This is a genomic window from Mycobacterium sp. TH-M82 (assembly GCF_057473605.1).
Genome location: NZ_JBYCKY010000047.1, coordinates 1 through 1,437 on the forward strand (window position 1 = coordinate 1; position 1,437 = coordinate 1,437).

Consider the following 1,437-nt stretch of genomic DNA (forward strand, 5'->3'; position numbering starts at 1 on the left):
GTAATAGTCGAGCGACGGCTCGGCCCGCATCTCCTTCAGGTCGTGGCCGGCACAGAAGGCCGCGCCGGACGCCCCGAGCACGACGGCACGCACCGCCCCGTCGTCGGCGAGCGCGTCGACGGTCTCGCCGAGCGCCGCGAGCATGGCCTCCGACAACGCATTGAAAGCGTTCGGGCGGTTCAGCGTCAGCGTGACGACACCGCGCTCGTCGCGATGGTGCAGCAGTAGAGGTTCTTCCATTGTTTGGCCTCACTCGATTGACCCGGCGCTACTCGGACGCTAACACCGGCCGGACCTGACGCCAACGCGTCACCGATAGGCGTCGCTGCGCTTGGCCACGTTGAAAACCGTTATCTCGCCCGCGGTGTCGTCGATGGCGTACACCACCCGGTAATGCCCGAATCGCACACGCCAATCACGTTGGCTCCCAACTAATTTCTTCGCTTTGGCCGGTCGTGGATCGTTCGACAGGCCTATGACCACCTGCAGTGCCGCCTCCAATTCAGCACGCGGGAGTCGCTGCAACTGCTTGAGGACGTCCGGATGAAACGAGATCTTCATCCGGCCGCGAACGCATCGGCATCGACACCGAGTTCGTCAAGCATCTCCGCCAGAGGAACCGCGCGGAACGAGTTGGCCTGCAGCTCGCGCAGCCGAAGTGCGTCGACGACATCGGCGTGCTCATGCAGCCGCTCGTAGTCGGCCAAGCTGATGATCACCGCTACCTCGGTGCCGCTGTCGGTGATGATGGCTTCTTCGCCTGTCGAGGCGACCGTCCGCACCACTGCTCCTAGGCTGCCGCGAAGATCCCGCAGACTATGCGTACTCATGTGTACACACATTACACAGCCTCTTGTGCGCCCCGCTTCCGTAAATCGGGGCGATCGCCGCGAAAGTGATCAGTGCATGGAGAACTCGACGTCGCTCGACTTTCTCGAGCTCGTCGGGCGAGGCATCAAGAACGGGGGCCGGAACTCACAACAGGTTCCAGCCCCCGCCCTCTTGGTGGCGAACTAGTGGTGATGATGCCCGTGCCCATGCCCGTGGCCGTCGCCCTCCTCCTCGGCGGGCTTCTCGACAATCGCCGTCTCGGTGGTGAGCACCATCCGTGCCACCGATGCCGCGTTGCGCACCGCCGACCGGGTGACCTTGACCGGGTCGATGACGCCGTCGGCGATCAGGTCGCCGTAGCGCAGCGTCGCGGCGTTGAGGCCGTGCCCGGCGGGCAGCCCGCTGACCTTGTTGACCACGACCGCACCGTCCAGGCCGGCGTTGTCGGCGATCCAGTACAGCGGTGCGGCCAGGGCGTCGGAGAAGACGTCGACCCCCGCCGCCTGGTCATGGCTTCTGAAAAGAGAGAAGCCTCTCGCATCGGGACGTACTAAAAATTTTTCGAAAAATTCTTGCTCGTTCTGATGAAAAAATTTCTCTTCTTTT

4 protein-coding genes are annotated in these 1,437 nt (G+C 63.3%); all 4 read right to left on the reverse strand.

Annotation, left to right across the window (positions count from 1 at the left end; all coding sequences use genetic code 11):
* A partial coding sequence (locus AC2VON_RS01575) for an enoyl-CoA hydratase-related protein (RefSeq protein ID WP_486951360.1) occupies nt 1-240 on the reverse strand: 240 nt, incomplete at its 3' end.
* Between the two features lie 69 nt (nt 241-309).
* On the reverse strand, nt 310-561 hold the full coding sequence (locus tag AC2VON_RS01580) for a type II toxin-antitoxin system RelE family toxin (RefSeq protein ID WP_421528779.1): 252 nt from the start codon (nt 559-561) through the stop codon (nt 310-312).
* Nucleotides 558-830: a type II toxin-antitoxin system Phd/YefM family antitoxin gene (locus AC2VON_RS01585; RefSeq protein ID WP_421528778.1), complete on the reverse strand. Its 273-nt coding sequence runs from the start codon at nt 828-830 to the stop codon at nt 558-560. Before AC2VON_RS01585 ends, AC2VON_RS01580 begins: the two co-directional genes overlap by 4 nt.
* Before the next feature lie 183 nt (nt 831-1,013).
* Nucleotides 1,014-1,437 (reverse strand): TCP-1/cpn60 chaperonin family protein (locus AC2VON_RS01590; protein WP_486951361.1); only part of this gene is annotated, 424 nt, incomplete at its 5' end.